We start from the raw sequence: 17,502 nt of genomic DNA, 5'->3' as shown, positions 1-17,502 counted from the left end.
TCAAGCCTATTGAGCCGGGCGCGCCCCACCCGGCCCGCATACGGGAGGCCGCTGCCCATGGTGACACCCGGTCTGTTCTGCCCCATCCAGCCGCGGATCTCCCCGCACGCGGACGACGTCCAGGACTGGCTGACGGGCTGGGTGGTCGAGCGCGGCGTGCCGGCCGAGACCGCGGTCCGCCTGCACCAGAGCGGCTTCGCCCGCTACGCGGGCCGCCTCTACCCCGACGCCACCCTCGCCGACCTGCGCCTGGTGACGGCGCTGTTCACCTGGTTCTTCCTGCTCGACGACACGGTCGACGGCCACGCCACGCCCTCGCTGGAAGGGGTGCGGGCCACGGTGGACGGCGTCTTCACCACGATCGACAGCGACGGGCGGCAACCCGCGCCGGGCCTGCCCGAGCCGATGCGGGCGTTGCTGCTCGACTCGTGGCGCCCGATCACCGGCGAGTTGTCGGAGGTCTCGGTCGACCGGATCGGCGACGCGCTGCGCCACCACCTAGACGGCATCCTGGTCGAGGCGAGCAACAAATGGGCCGGCCGCCGCCCGGGCATCGTCGAATACATCCAGCTCCGCCGGGCCACCTCGGCGGCGTACGTGTCGTACGCCCTGATCGAGTTCGCCTGCGCCGTCCGGATGCGCATCCCGGAGGCGGTCTACCACCACCCGGTGCTCCGCGAGATCAGCGCGGCCGGCAACGACCTGCTGTCCTGGTTCAACGACCTGATCTCCCTGGAGCGCGACGAGCGCACCTCGGCCGGCCACAACCTGGTGCTGGCCACCGCCCGCGAGCGTGGGCTGCACCGCAACGCGGCGATCAACGAGGTGATCGGCCGTTGGCAGGACCGGATGACCCGATTCGTCGAGCTGCGCGCGTCGGTGCCGACCTTCGGCGCCCGCATCGACGCGGCGGTCCGCCGCTACGTGGAGGGCGTCGCCGACTCGGTCCGCGGCACGATCGACTGGTCACTCGAGTCGCCCCGATACCCACTGCCCCCGGCCGTGCAGCAGTGGATCAGCCGCGGAGACCCTGCAGGGTGACCAGGTCGAGCAGGGCGAAGGCGAACAGGACGATGCCGATCACGCCGTTGGCGGTGAAGAAGGCGCGGTTGACCCGGGACAGGTCCGTGGGCTTCACGATGGCGTGCTCGTAGACCAGGACCGCAGCCGTGATCGCTACGCCGGCTCCCCACAGCCAGCCCAGGTCGGCCAGCACGCCGAACCAGACGTAGAACGCCACCGTCACGACGTGGGTCAGGGCCGAGATGATCAGGGCGCCTCGGACGCCGTGTTTGACCGGCACCGAGCCGATGCCGATGCGGCGGTCGGCCTCGAGGTCCTGCACCGCGTAGATGCAGTCGAAGCCGCCGATCCAGGTGCCGACCGCGACGCCGAGCACGAACGCCGGCCAGGACCACTCGCCCGTGACGCCGATCCAGGCACCGACCGGGGCCACCGCCTGCGCCGCGGCCAGGAAGAGCTGCGGGTAGTTGGTGAAGCGTTTCGCGTACGAGTAGATGACCAGCAGGAACAGCGCCAGCGGCGACAGGATCAGGCAGAGCGGGTTGAGCGCGGCCGCGGTGGCCTCGAAGACGGCCAGCGAGATCAACAAGCCGACCCAGGCGGTACGCATGGACACCGCACCCGTGATCAACTCGCGGCTGGCGGTGCGCGGGTTCTGCGCGTCGATCCGCCGGTCGATGATCCGGTTGGCGGCCATCGCGACCGTCCGCGCCGCGACCATCGCGATCGTGATCAGTGCCAGCGTGTCCCACTGCACGCGGCCGCCGTCGAGCCGCATGGCGGCCAGCGCGGCGACGTAGGCGAACGGCAGGGCGAAGATCGAGTGCTCGATCACGACCAGCCGCATGAAGGCCCGTACCCGGTTAGGGGCCGGTGCCGCCACGGCCACCATCAGATGCCGTACTCCTTCCACCGCTTGTCGACCAACGCCGTGATCTCCGGCGACATGGTCATCTCGTCCGGCCAGCCGCGGGTGTAGCCCTCGGTCGGCAGCTTCCGGGTGGCGTCGACGCCCGCCTTGCCACCCCAGAACTGCTGGTACGACGCGTGGTCCAGGTGATCGACCGGACCCTGCGTGAGCAGCAGGTCGTGCGCGTAGTCGACGTTGCCGAACGCGCGGAACGCGACCTCGGCGTAGTCGTGGACGTCGCAGTCGTCGTCGACGACCACGATCAGCTTGGACAGCGAGAGCAGGTGGGCGCCCCAGATGGCGTTCATCACCTTCTGCGCGTGCTTGGGGTACCGCTTGCGGATCGACACGATCACGCAGTTGTGGAACACCCCGGCGGACGGCAGGTCGTAGTCGACGATGTCCGGGATCAGCAGGCGCAGCAGCGGCAGGAAGATCCGCTCGGTGGCCTTGCCGAGCCCATGGTCCTCCTGCGGCGGCTTGGACGTGATGATCGAGTGGTAGACCGGGTCGCGCTGGGTCGTCACGCACTCGACGTGCAGCACGGGGAACGGCTCGACCGGCGTGTAGAAGCCGGTGTGGTCGCCGAACGGGCCCTCCGGCAGCCGCTCGCCGGGCTCGATGTAGCCCTCCAGCACGATCTGCGCCTGCGCCGGCACCTGGAGCGGCACGGTCAGGCAGTCGACCATCTCGACCCGCTCGCCGCGCAGGAAGCCGGCGAACAGGTATTCGTCGATGTCGCCGGGCAGCGGCGCGCTCGCCGCGTAGCTGACCACCGGGTCCGCGCCGATCGCGATCGCCACCGGCAGCCGCTCGCCGCGCCGCTCGGCGACCGCGTGGTGCGCGGTCGAGTCCTTGTGGATCTGCCAGTGCATGCCGAGCGTGTTGTGCGAGTGCTGCTGGAGGCGGTAGAGCCCGAGATTGCGCTTGCCGGTCTCCGGGTGCTTGGTGTGGGTCAGCCCGAAGTTGTGGAAGATCCCACCGTCACCGGGCCAGACCTGGAGCCCCGGCAGCCGGTTGAGGTCGACGTCGTTGCCCTGGTAGACCACCTGCTGGCAGGGCGCAGTCTTGACCTTCTTCGGGGGTACGGACTTGAGCTGCATCACCTTGCCCAGCCCGTCCCGGATCCCCGACCAGCCCACCGGCAGGTCCGGCTTGACCAGCGCGCCGATCCGGTCGCCGATCTCGTCGAGCGACTCGACACCGAGCGCCAGCGCGGTGCGGCGCTCGGTGCCGAACAGGTTGATCGCGACGGGCATCTCGCCGCGGGTCGGCCGCTCGAACAGCAGGGCCGGCCCACCCGCCCGGACGGTGCGGGTCACCACCTCGCTGATCTCCAGCGTCGGGTCGACGGGCACACCGACCCGACGCAGCTCACCGGCGCTCTCGAGCGCGGCGATGAAGTCCTTGAGGTCCGGGTACGGGAAGCGGGCCATGAATAGCAGTCTCGCCTATGGCGCCCACCGCACCTTCCCGGCCCCCGGTTCAGAAGGTCAGGTCGGCCGCGGAGTCCGGCAGGCCGTCGGCGGAGCCGACGTAGACCTGCTGGGCGAAGACGCCCTCCGGCGGGGTCAGCGAGCTGATCACCCGGCCGTGCAGGTCGACGGTCTCGATCCGCTCGTTGTCCCGGCCGTCGTTCGTGCGGACCAGCAGGCGGTCCTCGCCGACCCAACCGAGCAGCAGGCCGGGTTGGTCCAGCGCGAACCGGCTGCGCACGGCGCCGGTCTCGGGGTCGGCGAGCGCGATCGACAGGTCAGCGGCGTCCCATGGCGGTCCGCTCAAGGCCAACTGGCCCTCGGCGGAGAACGCGGGCGCCGAGTACAGAGCCTTGTCGGGCACGTCGAAGACGCGCCGCTGCTTGCCGTCGAGGTCGTAGAACTGGACCTGCCCCGCCTCGTACGGGCTGCCCTCGTTCTTCGTGTCGGCGGTCGTGATCGCGAAGCCCGCGCTGTCCGGAGTCCAGCCGATCCGGATGTCACCCTGGCGGAAGTCGGGCACCGCCAGGAAATCCGCGCGCAGCGTCTCGGCGTCGACGACGACCACGGTGATGGGGCCGGTCTTGGGAGCGAGGCGGAACGCGATCCGCCGCCCGTCCGGCGACCACTCTCCATCGCCCGCGTTGCCTGGAAACCCGCCCTGCTGGTCCGTATCCATCCAGCGCACCTTTTGGGACTCCCGGTCCATGACGCCGACCCGGGTCGGGTGGGCAGCGCCGTTGTCGCCGACCCCGACCAGCACCTGGTCGCCGTCGGGCGAGGGCACGACGGACCGGTACGGGACCCGTTGGTACTCGCCGGTCTCCCGGTCGAGCAGCAGCGAGTACAGGAAGGCCGGGCTGGCGTCCTCGACCTTCGGGTCGCGGATGCCGCTGTAAGCGGCGATGACGGACCCACCCGGCCTGCTGGCGAACTGCTGGCCACCGCCGCCCGCGCCACCCAGGGCCAGGCCGCCGGCCAGAGCCGCGCAGACGGCCAGCCCGATGCCGGCCCCGAACTGCGCGCGGCGGCGGCGCCTGGCCCCGCGCAGCGCGACCCGGGCGAGCCCGGGCGGTGGCGGCGAGTCGCTGGCGAGTTCCTCGAACGTCTGGCGCAGTGCGTAGGTCATGCGGTCGTTCATCGCGGCGCGTCCTCCTTCGCTTCGACATGGAGCTCGGGGGCGAGCTGGCGAAGCCGGGCCAGCGCCCGCGCCGCCTGGCTGCGCACGGTCGACTCGGTGCACCCGAGGATCTCGGCGATCTCCTCGTCCGGCCGGTCCTCGAAATAGCGCAGCACCAGCACCGCCCGGTGCTTGGGCGCCAACCGGGTCAGCGCATCCCGCAACGCGAGCCGCAGGTCGACGCCGGCGGTCGCGTCGGCGCCAACGGCCGTCTCCGGCGGCTCGCCGGTGCTCACCTCGCGATGCCGGCGCAGGCTGCGCCACCAGCTGGTCTGCTGGCGATAGAGCGCGGTGCGCAGATAGGCCTCCGGCGCACCGGACCGGATCCGCGGCCAGTGCCTGGCACATTTGACCAGCACCGTCTGCAACAGGTCTTCGGCCTGCTGGCGGTGCCCGGTCAGCGCGAGCGCCGTGCGAAACAGCGCGTGCGACCGGGCCGCCACGAAGTCGCTGAACTCCGCCTCGAGATCAGCGTCCATGCTCGTCCCTCATACCCCTGACAACGCCGGCGGTCGGCCGGCTGCTGCTCGGGATCTCAGGAAACGCGGGCGCGCCGCCGCGCCGCCTTCCGGATCGCGTCGGCGACCTCGTCGGCCCGGGTGTGCCGCCCGGACCAACTGGCCAGGTTGGACTTCTGCACGGCCCAGGCGCTGACCGCGCGGCCGTCCCGGGTCTCGATCCGCAGCCCGCCGTAGCCGGTCTTGGCGTCGACGACCTCGCCGAGGGGCAGGCGCCGGGTCCGCAACGGGTTGCGGACCTCGACCTCGGTGTCGGTCAGCGTCACGGCCGGCCGCAGCGCGAGCAGCATGGGTGCGAGCCCGACCGCCAGCCCGAAGACGAGCGCGTAGCCGAGGCTGAGCTCCAGCCCGTCCCGCGCGACGGCCAACAGCGCGCGCACGACCACCCAGGCGCCGAACGCGATGAACACGATCCCGGCCACCCGACCGGCCGGCGACACCCGCCACGTCTGTCGCATCGTCACGCCCCTGCCAGGTAGAAGCCGGCCTGGTCAACAGTCACCTGCACGGCCGCCCGGCCGCAGTTGTAGAGCAGGAACGAGTCCTGGCTCAGGCCGACGGCGACCAGGCTGCTCACGGTCTGTCCGGCGGCGTAACTGATCACCGACGCGTTCGGACGGGTCTGCCCGTATGGGTAGGCGGTCAGACACCCGGTCTGGGTCGCGCCCGACGCCGTCACGTTCGCCAGCGCGGTGCGTGCGGTGCAGGGGTCGGACCCACACTCGGCCTTGCTGACGTAGACGCGCAGCGTCTGTCCCGCGGCGACCGAGGCGTTCGCCCGACGGCTCGGCGAGGTCGGCAGATAGGTGTCGCGGGCGCTGGGCGCGAACGAGCCCGCCAGGTCCGCGACCAGATGGACGGTGCCGGTGCCGGTGTGCGCGAGCGCGACCTTTCCGCCGACGACCGGCGCAATCACCATGGTGGTCATGTTCTTGCCGGCGGCGAAGGTGGCGTTCGGGGTGGCCGGCACCGCGCCACCGGCCGGATAGGCGGTCACCTGCCCAGACTTCGTCGCGTTGAGGATGTTCAGGTTCAGCGCGACGGCGGTCGTGCCCGCCGGAACGCGGGTCGACACGTCGAACGTGACCTTCCCGTTGGCGGCGACCGGGGTGGTGGTGGGCACGCCGACCGCCGAGCGGGTGTCCATCACCCGGACGGGGGTGTTGGCCTGGAAACCGTTGCCGGGGTTGCCGTAGTTGCCCCACAGGTCGGCCAGCAGGTGGGTGGTTCCTGGGCCGCTGTTCCAGATGCGCACCATGCCGTTGCGCACCTTCACGGTCACCAGTGTCGCGATCGTCTGCCCGGAGGCGAAGTGGAGGTCCGCCGCGTTCGGCAGGAAGTCGCCGTCTCCGTAGACCTTCAGGAAACCGGCCGTCGTCGGCTGGGTCGCCGTGACGTTGAGGACGACCGCGCTGGCGTTCGCCGCCGCCGCGGGCAGGGCGAACACGGCCTCCGCGCCCGACGCCACCGGCGTCGTGCCCGGCACGCCGATCTTGGACCGCGTGTCCAGCACCCGCTGCGGGGTGACGGCGGTGTAGGCGCCACCGAGGAACACGCAGGGTGCGTCCATTATGGTCGCTGAGGGCGTACGGAACCCGTCGACGCTGAACTGGACCGTGGTGCAGGCCGGGCCGGCACGGTCGAAGCTGAACCGCGCGATGCCGGTGTTGTTGACGACCCGCTCCGGACCGTTGCTGATGATGAAGGCCCCGATCGGTCCGTCGGTGGCCCACTGGTACGTCCGCTGCACGGTGGTGATCGTCTCGAAGGCGCCACCGCCGGGCGCCCGCGCGATCGTGGAGCTGATCGACGGAGTCGGCACCAACTCGACGGCGCCGCGGTCGACGTACCCACCGCCGCTGTTGGGGGTGTCGGGCTTGTCGGCGTGCGCGTTGCCGCGCAGGTCGGTCGCGGACAGCCCCGGCGCGGCCACCCACGCCGAGTCGATCGCGGGCGAGTCGGCAGCCAGGGTGAAGCCGCTCCGGAAGTAGTCTCCGCTGCTGGTCATCCTCGGGTCGGCCCCGATGTCGTGCGCCGCTTGACCGGTGGCCGAGTGGAAGGTGCCCGGGTCTGCGTAGGTCGTGCCCGCCCAGGAGTAGAGCGGCCCACCGAGCCTGGGGTCGATCACGTTGTAGTCGAGGAGCGAGTCGGCGGTGGCCGGGGCCGCGACGGTTACCGGCCGCACGCTCGCCGGGTCTGGTGCTGACGGGGCGGTGCAGGTGCCGAGCGTCCCGAACGTGGTTTGCACGATCGAGTTGACGAGGGCGAAGCCCGGCGAGGCGCCGGTGACCTCGACGCCGGCCAGGCAGTCGGTCATGATCGAGTTGTTGACGACCGTCGTCCGCGGCGCGTCCGCGACGCTGATGGCCGCGTATGCCGGGAGCCCCGCGAGCCGCTTGGACCACACGTTGCTGGCGGCGATGCGGGTGTCGGCCGCGCCCGCACCAACAGCGAACGCGGGCGCGCGTAGGGCCTGCATGGACATGCCGGTGATGGTCACCCGCCTCGATGCGCCCTTGATCTCGACTCCGGGCCCGTAGGGCGACAGGACCCAGCCGGAGGAGACCGTGACGTCGGTCGAGTCTTCGACGAGGACGGCGGCAGGACCCACCCCGCCGATGTTGAACCCGTCGATCACGACGTCGTGCACTCCGGAGAGGCGGAAGACGGCCTCGGTCGCGTTCCCAGGGCCGACCTGCACCGCATTGCCTTTGCCCGGGGCAGCGGCGATCGTGATCGGTTTGCCGGGCTCACCGGACCGGGGCACCACGTTCTCGTTGTAGGAGCCGGTGCCGACCTCGATGGTCTGGCCGGCCACGGCGACGGCGACTGCCTGCGAAATCGCGCAGAACGGCTTGCTCACACTGCCGTCCGGCGCACTGCCGCACGACTTGGCGACGTAGATCTTCGACGGCGGCGCCGCCGCCGCGCTGACACCGATGGCCGGCGACCCGGCCGCCACCAACGCACCCACGGCCAACAGTCGCAGGCCACGACCCACACGCATTTACAGCTCCCCGTTGCCGAAATGATCAACGGCGAGCGTACCGAGCGAAATCGGCCTTATTCAATGGCCGAATGGTCGAGTCAGAGGCCGCCGTACGAGTGCAGGCCAGTGAAGAACAGGTTCACGCCGAAGAGGTTCATCAGCATCGTCAGGAAGCCGAGCACCGCGATCCAGGTCGCCGTGGTCTTCTTGACGCTCGGCGTCGCGCGGGCGTGCAGGTAGCCCGCGTAGACGATCCAGGAGATGAAGGCCCAGACCTCCTTGGGGTCCCAGCCCCAGTAGCGGCCCCAGGCGGCCTCTGCCCAGATCGGGCCCGCGATCAGCGCGCCGAAGGTCCAGATCGGGAACGCGAACGCGTGCAGCCGGAACGAGAGCCGCTCCAGCACCGCCGCGGTGGGGAGGCGCTCGCCCAGGGTGAACGGGAAGCCCGCCTTGCCGTTGTCCCAGCCCGAGCGGATCAGGAACAGGCCCGCCGGCACGAAGCCGATCAGGAACACGCCCGAGGAGATGGCCACGGCCGTCACGTGGATGGCCAGCCAGTAGGAGTCCAGCGCCGGCACCAGCGGGCCGACGGGGACATACAGGAACAGCGCGGCGACGCCCAACAGGACCACCTGGGTCAGCGCCACGTAGAGGCCGAGATGGCGCAGCGCCGGGCGCTGGACCATGACGACGATCCACGCCACCGCGGCGACCGACGTGGCCGCGAGGACGTACTCGTACATGTTGCCCCAGGGCAGCCTGTCCCCGGCGACGCCGCGGAAGATCAGCGACCCGATCTGGGCGACACCCGCGAGCACCAGCACCGCGGCGGCGATCCGCCCGGCCCAGGACACGCGGCCCGGCACTGCCGGCTTCCTGACCTCTTCGACCACCTCGACGACCGGCGGACCGCCGGCGCCGACCAACTCGCGGGTCGCCACGCGCGCGACGGCACCGCGGTCGCCGAACGCGTACACGGCGGCGTAGCAGATCATCGCGACGAGGTAGCCGAGCATGGCCACCACCAGCAGCGCGTCCGACAAGGCGGCCATCAGGTCTTCTTCTCTCTCACGGCGGCGACGGTGGAAGCGAACTCCTCGGCGAAGCCGGGGTAGTCGGTGCGCGGGAGGCCACCGGCCTCGAGCAATCTACTACTGGACGTCGGAGACGGGGAAGTCAATCGGAAGAAGACGCGCCGCCGCTTGCCGAACAGCGAGCCCATCAGCCCACCGAGCGCGAGCACCGCGGCCACGAGCGCGATGCCCTGGCCGGGGTCGTGCCGCACTGACAGCGTCGCGTACTCCTTGGTGCCGACGAACTGGACCGTCGAACCGTCGTCGAGCGTCCACGTCTCGCCGGGCTTGAGCAGCTTGCCCTCGCCGACCGGCTTGAGCCGGCCCGCGTCGATCTGCGCCTGGTCGAGCCGGTAGACCGAACTGGGGATGCCGGCGTCCAGGCCGAGGTTGCCCCGGTAGGCGGTCAGCAACAGCGCGGGGTTCTCCTCGGCCGGGAACCGGGACGTCACGAACGGCGCCTGGTCCGGCGCGGTCGGCATATAGATCCCGTCGAAGCCCATCTGCAGCGAGGCGTCGCGCTTGCCGGTCGCCGGGTCGACGTTCGCGTCCGGGAACGAGATCGCGCCCGTGCTGGTCTGCATCTCGTCCGTCGACAGGAACGGACCTTCCTTGGTCTGCGTCTGACCGAACCGGTCGGTGTAGCGCAGGATCGGCGCGTAGCCGTGGCCGAGCAGGTAGACCGATGCTCCGTCGAGCCGCAGCGGATCGTTGACCGAGAAGCTGGCGGCACGGGTCGGCCCGTCGCCCTCGACGGTCACGGACGCCCGGAACTCCTTGGGCTGCCCGCTGGTCTGGTAGGTCGCCTCGAAGTCGTCGAGCGTCATGCAGAACGGCGGCAGCTTGCCCTCGTCGACGCGTGGCCCGAGCTTCGCCTCGTCGTACTGCTGAAGGCTGTTGCAGAAGCTCGAGTCCTTGCCCGTGACCAGGATCCGGTTGCCGTGCCAGCCGTACCACGAGCCGAGCGCGACCGCGACCAGCACGGCCAGCAGCGAGACGTGGAAGACCAGGTTGCCGGTCTCCTTGAGGTAGCCCTTCTCGGCGGAGACCGTGTCGCCGCGGACCGCGACCCGCCAGCGCTGCTTGCGCAGCGCGGCGGCGACGCCTTCGATGTCGCCGTCGTGGTCGGCCGCCGAGGCGTGTTGCGGCAACCGGTCGAGCCGCGCCGGCACGTTCGGGGGTACGGACCGGATCGCGCGGTAGTGGTCGCGCAGCCGCGGGATCACGCACCCGATCAGCGACGTGAACAGCAGCAGGTAGATCGCCGCGAACCAGGGTGAGCCGAAGACGTTGAACCCGTCGACCCTCTCGATCCACGGCGCCAGCGTCGGGTGGTCGCGGTAGTACTGCTGGACCTGCTCGATCGCGACGTTGCTCTGCGGCAGCACCGAGCCCGGAATCGACGCGACGGCGAGCAGGAAGAGCAGCACGAGCGCGGTCCGCATGCTGGTGAGCTGGCGCCAGAGGCCGCGCGCGGCGCCGACGAGGAAACCGCCCCAGCCGGGCGGGCGGGGAGCTTCCGGCGGGGCGGGTCGGGTTTCGGTGGCCGTCATCAGATCCCGATGCTTCCCACGCCGACGCTGGTCTGCAGCCAGATCAGGAAGCTGTTCCAGCCCCCGGTGACCAGCGCGAGCCCGATCAGGATCAGCAGCACGCCGCCGACCCGCGTCACCCATTTGCTGTTGCGGCGGATCAGCTTGAACAGCCCCAGCAGCCGGGTGAAGAACAACCCGAAGACCACGAACGGGATGCCCAGACCGAGGCAGTACGCGACCGCGAGCACGACGGCCCGGTCGGCCTGCCCCGAGGTGCTGGCTAGCAGCAGCACCGAGCCCATGGTCGGGCCGACGCAGGGCACCCACGAGAGCGCGAACACCGCGCCGAAGACCGGCGCCGCGAGCAGGCCGGCCTTGGGCAGTGCCTGGATCCGCAGCTCGCGCTGCAGCCCCGGGATCACGCCGAGGAAGGCCAGCGCCAACACGATGATCAGCGAGCCGACCACGATCTCCAGCGCCCGGCGGTGCTCGACCATCGCCCAACCGACCCGGCTGACCAGGACCGCTACCAGCACGAACACGGTCGTGAAGCCGATGATGAACAGCATGGTCCCGGCCAGCACCCGGCTCCGCTCAGCCACCGCGGTCCGCAACCCGCCGCCTGCGGCGACGTTAGGAACGGTCCGTTCCTCTGCGGAAACCGTTAGTAACGGACCGTTCCTTTCAAGCTCGGAGCCGGCTAGGCCGGTTACGTAGCTGAGGTAGCCCGGCACCAGCGGAAGCACGCACGGCGAGAGGAAGCTGACCAGGCCGGCCAGCGCCGCGCCGGCGATCGCGAAGAGCAGCGGGCCGCTGGTGGCCAGGTTGCCGAACGTCTCGCCCATCAGGACGCCTCGGCGGCGACCCGCTCGACCACCGGCCGGAGCTGCTCCTCGGTCACGGCGCGGCGGATCACGTAGGCGATGTCCCCGGAGCGGTCGAGGATGATCGTGGCGGGGATGGAGTTCGGCGGGATCTCGAAGCCGAGGGCGAGCTTGCTCGACGGGTCGAACACGCTCGGGTAGGCGACGCGCTGGTTGTGGAACGCGAGCGCGGCGTCCCGGCTGTCGCGGATGTTGATGCCGAGGAACTCGACGCCCTTGTCCTTGGTCGCCTCGTAGACGTTCTCCAGGTCGTCGATCTCGGCCCGGCAGGGCGCGCACCACGATCCCCAGAAGTTGACCACGACGACCTTGCCGGCGCTGCGCGCCGAGTCGTAGGTGCCGCCTTCGAGCAGCTCGCCGGTGACCGCCGGCGCGGCCGGGCGCTTGCCTGCGGCGCACTCGATGAAGCCCTCGCTCGACGTCGAGCACAGGTCCTTCCAACTGTCACCGCCGCGGCCCGCGACCACGTAGACGACGGCGGCCACCGCGAACACGGCGACCGCTATCCCGACGAGGAGCCCGCGACGGCGCACGTCACGCTCCCTTGGCGTGCCGCGCGTTGGGCGAGAGCGCGACCAGGTGCGCGGCCGGCTCGGAGTAGCCGATGCCGACGACCTTGGCACCCTCGAAGTGGAACGAGGTCAGGCTGCACAGCCCACATTGGCGCTTGCGGGGGTCGTGCCAGAGCCGCTTGCGCTCGACGTAGCGCCGCAGGGTCCAGATCGGCAGCTGGTGCGAGATGCAGACGGCCTCGTGCCCCTCGGCCGCGACCCGGGCGGCGTGCACGGCGGCGAACATGCGCTCGGCGATCGCCCGGTAGGCCTCGCCCCACGACGGGGTCAGCGGGTCGCGCAGCACCCACCAGTTGCGCGGGTCGCGGAACGAGCCGTCGCCGGGCGAGACCCGCTTGCCCTCGAACCAGTTGGCGCTCTCGATCAGCCGCTCGTCGACCGCGACCGGGAGGCCGAACTGGGCCGCGATCGGCTCGGCTGTCTCCTGCGCGCGCTCCAGCGGGCTCGCCACGACGTGGGTGACGTCGCGGTCGGCGAGCGCCTGCGCGGCGGCCTTGGCCATCTGCGCGCCGAGTTCGCTGAGCTTGAAGCCGGGCAGGCGCCCGTACAACACCTTGTCCGGGTTGTGCACCTCGCCGTGCCGCAGCACGTGCACCACCGTCGTCGTCAACTCGCGCCCCCCGCGTCCGCCGCTGCCCGCGCCGCGCCCGGCAGGGCCGCGGCCAACACCTCGAGAGCGGCGTCGTCGATCGCCGCTGACACGAACCAGGACTCGAACGCGCTCGGCGGGAGGTAGACGCCGGCGTCGAGCATCGCGTGGAAGAACGCCTTGAAGGCGGGCACGTTCTGGGCGCGGGCGCCGTCGAAGTCCACCACGTCGGCGTCGGTGAAGAAGATCGAGAACATGTTGCCGGCGTACGAGAGCCGGTGCGGCACACCGGCCGCGGACAGCGCTTCGGCGGCGAGCTTGCCGACCGTGCCCGCGGTCTCGTCGAGGCGACGGTAGACGGCATCGTCGGCCAACCGCAGTGAGGCCAGGCCGGCGGCGCAGGCCAGCGGGTTGCCGGAGAGCGTGCCGGCCTGGTAGACCGGCCCGGCCGGGGCCAGCTTCGCCATGATCTCGGCGCGGCCGCCGAACGCCGCCGCCGGCAGCCCGCCGCCCATCACCTTGCCGTAGGTGAACAGGTCGGCGCCGGCCTCGGGGTCACTCAGCACAGCTTCGATGCCGGCCCAGCCGGACCTCGACACCCGGAAGCCGGTCATCACCTCGTCGACGATGAACAGGGCGCCGTTGGCGTGCGCGATCCGGGCCACGCCGGCGTTGAACCCGTCCCGCGGCGCGATCACGCCCATGTTGCCCGGGGCGGCCTCGGTGATCACCGCAGCGATCTCGGCGCCGTCGGCGGCGAAGACCGCCTCGACCACGGCGAGGTCGTTGTAGGGCAGCACGATCGTGTCCGCCGCCGCGGCGCCGGTGACGCCGGGCGAGTCGGGCAGGGCGAACGTGGCGACGCCGGAGCCGGCCGCGGCCAGCAGCGCGTCGACGTGGCCGTGGTAGCAGCCGGCGAACTTGACGATCTTGGGGCGGCCGGTGAAGCCGCGGGCCAGCCGGATGGCCGACATCGTCGCCTCGGTGCCGGAGTTGACCAGGCGGACCTGGTCGATCGGGGTGCGGGCGACCATCTCGGCGGCCAGCTCCACCTCGCCCGGTGTCGGTGTGCCGAAGCTCGTGCCGCGGGCGGCGGCCGCCTGGACGGCCTCGACCACGGCCGGGTGGGCGTGCCCGTGGATCAGCGGACCCCAGGAGCAGACCAGGTCGACGTAGCGGCGGTCGTCGGCGTCGTACAGCCAGGGACCCTCGCCGCGAACCATGAAGCGGGGGGTGCCGCCGACCGCGCGGAACGCGCGCACAGGGGAGTTCACCCCGCCCGGTGTCAGCTCTCGGGCGCGGCGGAACAGGGCCTCGGATGCCGGCGCGTCGGGCGAGTACCGACCGGGGCCGGCCGAATATGTTTCGGTCACGGTGCTGCCATTCTGACAGCACGTAGTAGATGCGAGGCAGGCGACCCTGCACCGGACGCTCGACGGGCCGGTCCAGGGAGATCGCGATAGGCTCCTACCGTGGATCGACCGGAGCTGTCCATTGCCGTGCGACGCACACCCGAAGAGGTCGTGCTGAGTCTCGTCGGCGAGATTGACATGCTCACCGGCAACCGGTTGGTCAACGCGATCACCGAGGTGCTGACCGAGCCGACGCCGCGAATCATCCTCGATCTCGGTGGCGTCACCTTCTGCGACTCCACGGGTCTCGGCACGCTCGTCGTGCTCAGCCGCAAGGCCCGCGATGCACAGAGCGTGTTGATCCTGACCAACGTCGGTGACTTTCTGATGCGGGTCCTCGACATCACCGGCGTACGCTCCGCGCTCATGGTCAAGAACAACGAGCCGTCGAGCTAGGGCGCGTCCTGCCGCTCAACGTGAGCCGAGACGGAGTCCAGGCGTCGTCTGGCGGTGGCCCGGGATTGCCGGGATACCGGTGTTGTATCTCGGTGATCCCGGGACGCCGCCAGACGACGCCTTGGCCCGTCGCAGGCCGCGTTGAGCGGCAGGACGCGCCCTAACCCCAGCGGGCCTGTTCGAGAAGGGCGATCGCGCGTTCGCGCGCGCCTTCCTCCTCGCCGCGCAGCAGCGCCGTGGCCGCGTCGACCGCCTCGGTGAGCGACCGGTAGCGGGCGTCCCGCTCGCGCACGTCCTCACTGTGCGCGGCGAGCTGACGACTCTTCGTCCACAGGTCGACGAAGACCGAGACCTTGGCGCGCAGCACCCAGGGATCGAACGGCTTCGTCAGGTAGTCGACCGCACCCGCCGCGTAACCGCGCAGCGCGAGTTGCGCGTCGCGGTCCGCCGCGGTGAGGAAGATGATCGGCACGTGCCGGGTCCGCTCGCGGCGTTTGATGTGGTTGGCCGTCTCGAAGCCGTCCATGTCGGGCATCTGTGCGTCGAGCAGGATCACGGCGAAGTCGTCGACCAGCAGCTGTTTCAGCGCGGCCTCGCCGCCCTCGACCGCCACGGACTTCACCGGCAGCCCTTGCAGGATCGCCTCCAACGCGAGGAGGTTTTCCTTGCGGTCGTCGACCAACAATGCTTTCGCGGTGCCACTCACTGCCCCACCCTAACGGTCAAGCGGCTCCGCCTTCCTGGCTCGTCCGGTCGGCGGTGCCGTGCACCCAGCTCGCCATCAGGTCGATCAGCTCGTCGAGGTCGACCGGCTTGGTGATGTAGTCGGTCGCGCCGGCCGCGATCGCGGACTCGCGGTCGCCCGGCATCGCCTTCGCGGTCAGGAACACCACCGGCAGGCCCGCGTTGTGCTGGTTGCGGCGGATCACCCGGGTGGTCTCGTAGCCGTCCTGGTCGGGCATCATCGCGTCCATCAGCACGATGTCGACCTCGGGGTGCTCGGCCAGCGCGCGCACGCCGTCGCCGCCGTTGTCGGCGTAGAGCACCGACATGCCGTGCAGCTCCAGCGCGCTGGTCAGCGCGAACACGTTGCGCACGTCGTCGTCGATGATCAGCACGGTGGCGCCGTCCAGCGCCCGGCTGGCCGCGCTCGGTTGCAGCACGGTCTCGGTGGTCGGGCGCAGCAGCGGCGGCACCGTGGTGCGCGGCGGCGCGGGCGCCGGCATCGGCGCGACGACCGCGTCCGGTGCGAGCACGTCCGGCACGAGCAGCGTGAACGTCGAACCCACGCCCGGCTCGGAGACCACGGTGATCGTGCCGCCGATCAGCCGGGCCAGGTCGCGGCTGATCGACAGGCCCAGCCCGGTGCCTCCGTACCGCCGGCTCGTGGTGCCGTCGGCCTGCTGGAACGCCTCGAAGATCAGGCTCAGCTTGTCGTCGGGCACGCCGATGCCGGTGTCGGTGACCGAGAACGCGAACACCGTGCGGGCCGCCTGCAGCGCCGGCATGTCGAGGTCCGGGCTCGGCTCGGCGGTCTGGATGCGCAGCGCCACCTCACCCGTATCGGTGAACTTGACCGCGTTGGAGAGCAGGTTGCGCAGGATCTGCTGGAGCCGCTGCGCGTCGGTGATCAGCATGTCGGGCAGGTCGGTGCCCGTCTCGACCAGGAAGCGCAGGCCCTTGTCCTCGGCCTGTGGCGCGAACGCCTGCTCGACGTACCCCCGGATCTCGTCGAACCGCAGCTCGGTCGGCTCGACGTCCATCCGGCCGACCTCGATCTTCGACAGGTCCAGGATGTCGTCGATCAGCGACAGCAGGTCGGACCCCGCACTGTGGATGGTGCGGGCGAACTCGATCTGCTTCGCGGTCAGGTTCTCGTCGGGGTTGTCGGCCAGCAGCCGGGCTAGTAGGAGCAGCGAGTTGAGCGGCGTACGCAGCTCGTGGCTCATGTTGGCGAGGAACTCGGTCTTGTAGGCGGAGGCGGCCGAGAGCTGTCGCGCCTTCTCCTCCAGCCCCATCCGGGCCAGTTCGATCTCGTGGTTCTTCGTCTCGATGTTGATGTTCTGGTCGGAGAGCAGCTTGGCCTTCTCCTCCAGCTCGTTGTTGGTGCGCTGCAGCTCGGCCGACTGTTCCTGCAGCTCGTGCGCGAGGCGCTGCGACTGGGCCAGCAGCTCCTCCGTGCGCCGGTTGGCCTGGATGGTGTTGAGGGCGACGCCGATCGTGGCGACGAGCCGCTCCAGGAACGTGAGGTGCAGGTCGGAGAACGCGTCGATGCAGGCGAACTCGATGACGCCGAGCACCTCGCCCTCGAACAGCACGGGCAGCACGACCAGGTCGCGCGGCCGGGCGTCGAGCATCCCGGAGCGCAGCGTGAGCGTGCCGGTGGGCTCGGAGCCGACCCGGATCGGGCGGCGGGACAGCGCCGCCTGGCCGACCAGGCCCTCGCCCGGGCCGAACACCACGTGGTGGTCGCGGGCGACGTAGCCGTACGAGGCGGTCAGCCGCAGCCGGACCACGCCCTCGTCGGTGTCGGCCAGGAAGAACGCGCCGAGCTGGGCGTCGACCAGCGGGGTCACCTCGGTCATGATCATGCGGCAAACCTCGCCGAGGTCGCGCTGGCCCTGCAGCAGGCCACCGATCCGGGCCACGTTGGAGTCCAGCCAGCCCTGCTCGGCGTTCTTCTTCGTGGTCTCGCGCAGGGTGACGATCATCTGGTTGATGTTGTCCTTGAGGTCGGCGACCTCGCCCTGTGCCTCGACGGTGATGCGCTGGGTCAGGTCGCCGCGGGTCACGGACGTGGACACCCCGGCGATCGCGCGGAGCTGGGTGGTCAGCGTCGAGGCGAGCTGGTTGACGTTGTCGGTCAGGTCGCGCCACGTGCCGGACACGCCCTTGACCTGGGCCTGACCGCCGAGCTTGCCCTCGGTGCCCACCTCGCGGGCCACC

16 protein-coding genes are annotated in these 17,502 nt (G+C 70.8%); 2 read left to right on the top strand and 14 right to left on the bottom strand.

What is annotated here, in order from left to right; genetic code table 11:
- The first annotated feature begins 57 nt into the window (after positions 1–57).
- On the top strand, positions 58–1,041 hold the full coding sequence (locus Air01nite_RS19800; RefSeq protein WP_203704167.1) for a terpene synthase family protein: 984 nt from the start codon (positions 58–60) through the stop codon (positions 1,039–1,041).
- Here Air01nite_RS19800 and mqnP read toward each other — a convergent pair.
- The 12 genes from mqnP to hemL form a co-directional block, all read right to left on the bottom strand.
- Positions 1,016–1,915 carry a menaquinone biosynthesis prenyltransferase MqnP gene (mqnP, locus tag Air01nite_RS19795; RefSeq protein WP_203704166.1) on the bottom strand — a complete coding sequence of 300 codons (900 nt, stop codon included), beginning with the start codon at positions 1,913–1,915 and terminating at the stop codon, positions 1,016–1,018. The genes Air01nite_RS19800 and mqnP overlap by 26 nt on opposite strands.
- Positions 1,915–3,369 (bottom strand): menaquinone biosynthesis decarboxylase, encoded by a 1,455-nt coding sequence (locus Air01nite_RS19790; RefSeq protein ID WP_203704165.1) that lies wholly within the window; start codon positions 3,367–3,369, stop codon positions 1,915–1,917. Before Air01nite_RS19790 ends, mqnP begins: the two co-directional genes overlap by 1 nt.
- Before the next feature lie 49 nt (positions 3,370–3,418).
- The gene (locus Air01nite_RS19785) at positions 3,419–4,549 is read right to left on the bottom strand and encodes a WD40 repeat domain-containing protein (protein WP_203704163.1); all 1,131 of its coding nucleotides are present in this window, start codon (positions 4,547–4,549) and stop codon (positions 3,419–3,421) included.
- On the bottom strand, positions 4,546–5,067 hold the full coding sequence (locus Air01nite_RS19780; protein WP_203704162.1) for a SigE family RNA polymerase sigma factor: 522 nt from the start codon (positions 5,065–5,067) through the stop codon (positions 4,546–4,548). Before Air01nite_RS19780 ends, Air01nite_RS19785 begins: the two co-directional genes overlap by 4 nt.
- 56 nt (positions 5,068–5,123) lie before the next feature.
- Positions 5,124–5,564, bottom strand: coding sequence for a PH domain-containing protein (locus Air01nite_RS19775; RefSeq protein ID WP_203704161.1), 441 nt, complete (start codon positions 5,562–5,564; stop codon positions 5,124–5,126).
- A gap of 2 nt (positions 5,565–5,566) precedes the next feature.
- Positions 5,567–8,113 (bottom strand): right-handed parallel beta-helix repeat-containing protein, encoded by a 2,547-nt coding sequence (locus tag Air01nite_RS19770; RefSeq protein ID WP_203704159.1) that lies wholly within the window; start codon positions 8,111–8,113, stop codon positions 5,567–5,569.
- A gap of 80 nt (positions 8,114–8,193) precedes the next feature.
- Positions 8,194–9,147 (bottom strand): c-type cytochrome biogenesis protein CcsB, encoded by a 954-nt coding sequence (ccsB, locus tag Air01nite_RS19765; protein ID WP_203704158.1) that lies wholly within the window; start codon positions 9,145–9,147, stop codon positions 8,194–8,196.
- The gene (gene resB, locus Air01nite_RS19760; protein ID WP_203704157.1) at positions 9,147–10,721 is read right to left on the bottom strand and encodes a cytochrome c biogenesis protein ResB; all 1,575 of its coding nucleotides are present in this window, start codon (positions 10,719–10,721) and stop codon (positions 9,147–9,149) included. The genes ccsB and resB overlap by 1 nt, the downstream gene beginning before the upstream one ends.
- Positions 10,721–11,548, bottom strand: coding sequence for a cytochrome c biogenesis CcdA family protein (locus Air01nite_RS19755; protein WP_203704156.1), 828 nt, complete (start codon positions 11,546–11,548; stop codon positions 10,721–10,723). Before Air01nite_RS19755 ends, resB begins: the two co-directional genes overlap by 1 nt.
- Positions 11,548–12,072 carry a TlpA family protein disulfide reductase gene (locus Air01nite_RS19750; RefSeq protein WP_239090826.1) on the bottom strand — a complete coding sequence of 175 codons (525 nt, stop codon included), beginning with the start codon at positions 12,070–12,072 and terminating at the stop codon, positions 11,548–11,550. The genes Air01nite_RS19755 and Air01nite_RS19750 overlap by 1 nt, the downstream gene beginning before the upstream one ends.
- A 49-nt stretch (positions 12,073–12,121) precedes the next feature.
- Positions 12,122–12,769, bottom strand: a complete 648-nt coding sequence (locus Air01nite_RS19745; protein WP_239090820.1) for a histidine phosphatase family protein — start codon at positions 12,767–12,769, stop codon at positions 12,122–12,124.
- On the bottom strand, positions 12,766–14,121 hold the full coding sequence (hemL, locus tag Air01nite_RS19740; protein WP_203704155.1) for a glutamate-1-semialdehyde 2,1-aminomutase: 1,356 nt from the start codon (positions 14,119–14,121) through the stop codon (positions 12,766–12,768). Before hemL ends, Air01nite_RS19745 begins: the two co-directional genes overlap by 4 nt.
- 99 nt (positions 14,122–14,220) lie before the next feature.
- On the opposite strand from hemL, the gene Air01nite_RS19735 reads away from it, so the two are divergent.
- Entirely contained in the window at positions 14,221–14,556 is a 336-nt protein-coding gene (locus Air01nite_RS19735; protein WP_203704154.1) for an STAS domain-containing protein, read from the top strand.
- 160 nt (positions 14,557–14,716) lie between these two features.
- Here the strand turns inward: Air01nite_RS19735 and Air01nite_RS19730 are convergent, their stop codons facing one another.
- Both Air01nite_RS19730 and Air01nite_RS19725 read right to left on the bottom strand, forming a co-directional pair.
- Positions 14,717–15,262: a response regulator gene (locus Air01nite_RS19730; RefSeq protein ID WP_203704153.1), complete on the bottom strand. Its 546-nt coding sequence runs from the start codon at positions 15,260–15,262 to the stop codon at positions 14,717–14,719.
- 16 nt (positions 15,263–15,278) lie between these two features.
- Positions 15,279–17,502, bottom strand: a 2,224-nt coding sequence (locus tag Air01nite_RS19725) for an ATP-binding protein (RefSeq protein ID WP_203704152.1), incomplete at its 5' end; no start/stop codon positions are given.

Origin of the sequence: Asanoa iriomotensis (genome assembly GCF_016862515.1) — a bacterium.
GTDB lineage: Bacteria > Actinomycetota > Actinomycetes > Mycobacteriales > Micromonosporaceae > Asanoa > Asanoa iriomotensis.
The sequence above is the reverse complement of the archived record's forward strand: the minus strand, read 5'-3'. Positions and strand labels throughout refer to the sequence as shown.

Bases quoted from the DNA above. Each gene is read 5' to 3' on its own strand.
- Air01nite_RS19800 (WP_203704167.1), top strand. From the start codon at position 58: ATGGTGACACCCGGTCTGTTCTGCCCCATCCAGCCGCGGATCTCCCCG.
- mqnP (WP_203704166.1), bottom strand. From the start codon at position 1,915: ATGGTGGCCGTGGCGGCACCGGCCCCTAACCGGGTACGGGCCTTCATG.
- Air01nite_RS19790 (WP_203704165.1), bottom strand. From the start codon at position 3,369: ATGGCCCGCTTCCCGTACCCGGACCTCAAGGACTTCATCGCCGCGCTC.
- Air01nite_RS19785 (WP_203704163.1), bottom strand. From the start codon at position 4,549: ATGAACGACCGCATGACCTACGCACTGCGCCAGACGTTCGAGGAACTC.
- Air01nite_RS19780 (WP_203704162.1), bottom strand. From the start codon at position 5,067: ATGGACGCTGATCTCGAGGCGGAGTTCAGCGACTTCGTGGCGGCCCGG.
- Air01nite_RS19775 (WP_203704161.1), bottom strand. From the start codon at position 5,564: ATGCGACAGACGTGGCGGGTGTCGCCGGCCGGTCGGGTGGCCGGGATC.
- Air01nite_RS19770 (WP_203704159.1), bottom strand. From the start codon at position 8,113: ATGCGTGTGGGTCGTGGCCTGCGACTGTTGGCCGTGGGTGCGTTGGTG.
- ccsB (WP_203704158.1), bottom strand. From the start codon at position 9,147: ATGGCCGCCTTGTCGGACGCGCTGCTGGTGGTGGCCATGCTCGGCTAC.
- resB (WP_203704157.1), bottom strand. From the start codon at position 10,721: ATGACGGCCACCGAAACCCGACCCGCCCCGCCGGAAGCTCCCCGCCCG.
- Air01nite_RS19755 (WP_203704156.1), bottom strand. From the start codon at position 11,548: ATGGGCGAGACGTTCGGCAACCTGGCCACCAGCGGCCCGCTGCTCTTC.